This window comes from Thermodesulfovibrionales bacterium, assembly GCA_035622735.1.
Classification (GTDB): Bacteria; Nitrospirota; Thermodesulfovibrionia; order Thermodesulfovibrionales; family UBA9159; genus DASPUT01.
Genome location: DASPUT010000196.1, coordinates 1 through 4,959 on the forward strand (window position 1 = coordinate 1; position 4,959 = coordinate 4,959).

Annotated in this window: 4 protein-coding genes; 3 read left to right on the forward strand and 1 reads right to left on the reverse strand. The window is 53.7% G+C overall.

What is annotated here, in order from left to right; genetic code table 11:
* A partial coding sequence (locus tag VEI96_10455; protein HXX58410.1) for an MBL fold metallo-hydrolase occupies positions 1–659 on the reverse strand: 659 nt, incomplete at its 3' end.
* A gap of 170 nt (positions 660–829) precedes the next feature.
* Between VEI96_10455 and galT the strand changes: the two genes are divergently transcribed.
* The 3 genes from galT to VEI96_10470 all read left to right on the forward strand — a co-directional run.
* Positions 830–1,828: a galactose-1-phosphate uridylyltransferase gene (gene galT, locus VEI96_10460; GenBank protein ID HXX58411.1), complete on the forward strand. Its 999-nt coding sequence runs from the start codon at positions 830–832 to the stop codon at positions 1,826–1,828.
* Between the two features lie 28 nt (positions 1,829–1,856).
* A complete protein-coding gene (gene glgA, locus VEI96_10465) occupies positions 1,857–3,305 on the forward strand; it encodes a glycogen synthase GlgA (GenBank protein ID HXX58412.1) in 1,449 nt (482 codons plus the stop codon).
* A 1-nt stretch (position 3,306) separates the two neighbouring features.
* On the forward strand, positions 3,307–4,959 hold a 1,653-nt coding region (locus tag VEI96_10470), incomplete at its 3' end, for a GAF domain-containing protein (GenBank protein HXX58413.1).

Consider the following 4,959-nt stretch of genomic DNA (forward strand, 5'->3'; position numbering starts at 1 on the left):
TCGGACAGTCTGAATTCCCTCCCATCGACCTTCAGTTTCGTATCAAGGCTTACGCTGCCTCGGATCATCATCTTCAATTCCCCGAGCCATGGACCCACGGAAAGGCCGATCTTTGTCAAGGCGGCCTTATCGATGTTGATATGAAACTCTTCCTCCAGAGAGAATCCGAGACAGGGAGTCCCGTGCGAGAGGTTGACCGCCCGAACGGTGAAAGGTGCCTCTTTTACCAGCGTCCCTTCGAATCTCTGCGTGTCCCGGTCGATCCTCTGAAAGCCCTCTTCCGCGTAAAAACTCGCGTGGCGTATCTCTCCCCCGGCGACGCGAAAGACCTCTATCTTCAGGGGGTATTCCTCGATAACATTCCATGTATACCCCCTGAGTTTGCCTTCAATGCATGCGATGATATTTTCCGGACCGTAGACCCTGAGAGGGATGTCTCTCCGAAGCAGAATCCGCAGAAGGGTGTCGAAGCCGATAAAATGGTCGATATGTGTGTGCGTCACGAAGACATCCGTTATCTTCATGATGTCGGCAGGCATCAACGATCGCAGGTCGCCGGCATCAAAGAGCACTGCGCGCTTTTCCCGGATCATCCTGATGTAGAGACCGGGATCTTCGTATTGGTTATTGATAAGCCGGTGATGAAATGAAGGTTTCATAGTAGTATCGCGAAAAATATTCGATCAAGAGATTATATCTCACTGTGATATAATAATAAATTAAAAATTTGGAATCTATTGGCTGCCAGAAATCGGCTTGCTGAGAGCGGATTTCCTCCGTCGGTTTTGACGGAGTGCGACCGGATCGCCGATAACTAAAGGGAGGATATATGCCCGAGCTGAGGAAAGACCCCATTTCAGGCCGTTGGGTCATCATTGCCGTCGAAAGGGGGAAGAGACCTACGGACTTCACCTCACCCCCGGTCCAGAGAAGAAAGGGAGGTTTCTGCCCCTTTGATCCGGGCAACGAGTACACGACACCGCCGGAGATCATGGCGTTCAGGCCGTCTTCTGCTCAGCCGAATGGGCCGGGATGGACGTTGCGGGTCATGCCGAATAAGTTCCCGGCCTTGCAGATATACGGGAATCTGGACAGGGCAGGCGAAGGGATGTTCGACAAAATGAACGGGGTCGGCGCCCATGAAGTCATCATCGAAACGCCGGACCACCAGCTCTCGCTCTCTACGATGTCTCCCAAGGCTGTTGAAGATGTCCTCTGGGCCTATTATCTCCGACTGACAGACCTCAAGAAAGACGTGAGGTTTAAATACGTCCTCATATTCAAGAACGAAGGCGATGCGGCGGGCGCCTCACTCGAACATTCCCATTCACAGCTCATCGCGGTCCCGATCGTACCGAAAATCGTCAAGGAAGAGATCGATGCGGCCAGGAACTATTTTGAGTATAAGGAGAGGTGTATATTCTGCGATGTCATCAATCAGGAGATCGGGAGCGGCAAGCGGGTCATTTATGAAAACTCGGGATACATCGCCATAGCCCCCTTTGCCCCGAGGGCGCCTTTCGAGACGTGGATTCTCCCGAAACGGCATGAATCTGTTTTTTCGCCCGCTGATAAGAGCTTCTTCGCTCTTGCTGGCGCCCTCCAGACCGTCCTGAAGCAGTTCGACAGGATACTCGATACCCCTCCCTACAATTTCATCATCCACACAGCCCCCTTCACCGATGAGGCGAACGAATACTACCACTGGCATATAGAGCTGATACCGAAACTCACGAAGATAGCCGGCTTCGAGTGGGGCTCCGGTTTCTACATAAATCCCACACTGCCCGAAGAGGCGGCCAAATTCATGAGAGAGGCTAAGATCTGACGGAAAGGCGGGCTGAAGAGGGTTTCCTATGAAGATACTCATCGCGGCGTCCGAGGCGGTACCCTTCGTGATGACCGGCGGACTTGCCGAAGTTACCGGCTCGCTTCTTAAGGAATACCGGAAGGTTTCCGGAACGGAGGTCGTTCTCATGCTCCCCCTTTACCCCGGCTTACGGGAGCGGTTTGAACTTGCCGAAACGGGGATCCGGTTGTCCGTTCCTGTTGGGACCCGGCGGCACGAGGGACGGGTCTGGGCTTTCGGGTCCTCGGTATATTTCTTCGAGTGCAGGGAATTTTTCGAAAGGTCTGAACTCTACGGGACGTCTCGTGGTGACTATTCCGACAATGCGGCCCGCTTCACCTTCTTTTCCCGGGCGATCCTCGATGCATGCATGGCGATGGGATTTCGACCTGACGTCATTCACTGTAATGACTGGCAGACAGGCCTAGTGCCTCTTTATCTGAAGAGCCTCTATAAGAGCGGTTTCTTCGAGAGAACGGCTACTGTTTTTACGATCCATAATCTCGGATATCAGGGTCTCTTCAGCGCGTCCGATCTTTATCTCACGGGGCTCGGCGGAGAGTGGTTTACCCCTGAGGGAATTGAATTTTACGGCAAGGTGAACTTTCTGAAGGCGGGCCTGATCGGAGCGGACAGTATCACAACCGTGAGCCCGACTTATGCGAAAGAGATCCTCACCCCTGAGTTCGGGTACGGACTTGAAGGTGTCTTGAAGAAGCGTTCCGATCGTCTCTACGGCATACTCAATGGGATCGACACCGAAGAATGGAACCCCCGGACAGATCCAAACATCGCGGCAACCTACGAACCGGCTGACATCGGGGGAAAGGACCTTTGCAGAAAGAGGCTCCTTGAGGAGTGCTTGCTGAGTGACGATGAACGTCTCCCCGTGGCTGCCGTCGTGGGGAGGTTGTCTGCGCAGAAGGGCCTCGATATCCTTGTCGACTCCATCGAAGAGATTATTTCGAAGGGGGCGAGGCTGATCATGCTCGGGAAAGGAGATGAGCTTTTCCAGAGACGAGTTCTCGAAGTTGCTGAACGGCACAAGGGATCAGTCTTTGTAAGGATAGGGTACGATGTCTCCTTTGCCCACCGCATTTACGCGGGGAGCGATATCTTCATCATGCCGTCGCGATATGAGCCTTGCGGTCTCGGCCAGATGATCGCGATGACGTACGGAACGGTACCCGTTGCGAGAAAAACCGGGGGGCTTGTGGATACCATCGTTGACTACGAACCGTTAAGGGAATACGGGACGGGTTTCCTGTTCGAAGACTACCGGGCGGCGGCGCTCCGTGAATGTATGAAGCGCGCCCTCTGTTTCTACGCCGAGAGGAAGAGATGGAATCCTCTCGTCTCGAATGCGATGATGAAGGACTTCTCCTGGGAAACCTCGGCGGCTCGGTATCTGAAGCTCTATGCGGAAACGACGGAAGCAGCGATGAGAAGAGGCTGAAATGACCCTGAGATCAAAGATAAGAGTCTTTGTATTCTTCTTTCTCATATTCACGGCTGTCTTTGCAGCAGGGAGTTTCGTCATCTTCGACCACCTGAGCAACAACTTCGAGGTTCTCACGTTTTCCGCCGAAGAGCACAACCTCTATGAAGAGCTCCTGACTTCCGTGAAGGGCCTGTCAAGAGATGCCAAGACATGGGCCCTTACCGGCGACGTTCAGTTCAGGAGCCAGTACCGCAAGGACCTCGTCAGCGTCTATGCGAGCCTGAAGAGACTCGGCGAAGTGGTCGGCCATACGGAGACCGTTGAATCGGCGAAGACCGATTTTGAAGAGTTGAAAGGCATAGCAGCTTCCCTGATCATTCTTGAACGGCCTGTCGCGACGAGGGATGTCCTCCGGTCCTTGCAGAGGCTCGAGGAGAAAGAAGAAGAGATGAATACGCGTCTGCGTACCGCATACCTTTCGTCCATTCAGGGTATTACCCGTGCCATCGTCCAGGGGGAGAGGATTAAGAAGGAAGTCGCATTTTATCTCGTTCTGCTTCTCATCATGATATCCCTCGGCTTCGTTCTCCTCGTCCTCTTCATGAGAAGAGTGATCGCAGTCCCCTTTCACGATATCCTGACCGCAACAGACCGGATAACCTCAGGTGACCTTAAATATCGCATCGGTTCGAAGCGTACGGACGAGTTCGGCGTCATCGCGGAGAGATTCGATCGGACGGTTGACGAATTACAGAAGATAAGTGCTGAGAATGAGGACCTCTATCTTTCGACAAGGAGCCAGTTACAGAAACTCGCTACGATATACGAGCTCGCGAAGGCACTGACCTCAACCCTCGACCTTAACGAGCTCCTCGACAGGATGGCGGAAGAATCTACGCATCTGCTTCATGCGAGGGGATGCATCATCAGGCTCATAGAAGGCGATAAACTCATCGTGAGGGCCTCCTTCGGCATCCCGAAGGAGAAAGAAGGCATGATGACCCTTTCTATCGGCGAGGGGCTCCCCGGAAAGGTTGCAGAGGGGAAGAGGGCGATCCTCGTGGGAGACCTGTCCACGATGCCTTCGGAGTGGAAGATACCGAATCTGGACGCGCGCTCGGTCATGAACGTGCCCTTACTCTTCCGCGGAACAGTGATCGGCACCTTCGCCCTGTACGATAAGATGGCTCCCGACGGCGAGATACTGCCCTTCTCAGGCGATGACCTCGCCACGGCCGAGGGGTTTGCTTCGCTGTCGGCGATCGCGATAGCGAAGGCCAAGATGTATGAACTGGAACTCCAAAAGGAGAGGGAGATCCTGGAGGCCAAGGGGAAACTTGATGTCCTCTTTGAGAGCGTGCAGGGAGGCATCATCAATATCGGGAAGGATTTTACCATCATATCGGTGAATCGCTTTGTTGAGCAGTGGGTAGGCTACGCGTCTGATGACCTCTGCGGGAAGAATGCCCTTGAGGTCTTTCACGGGAAGAAAGGGATCTGCCCGCACTGTGTCGCTCAAGTTACCTTCGAGACCGGCGAGATTCATACCATGACTCAGGTCAGCGGGTTAAACTACGCGGAGCTCACCTCGTATCCTATAAAAGACGAGGACGGCGGAATCAGAGAGTCCGTCGTCTACATCCAGGACATTACCGACCGCGTGCTCTAT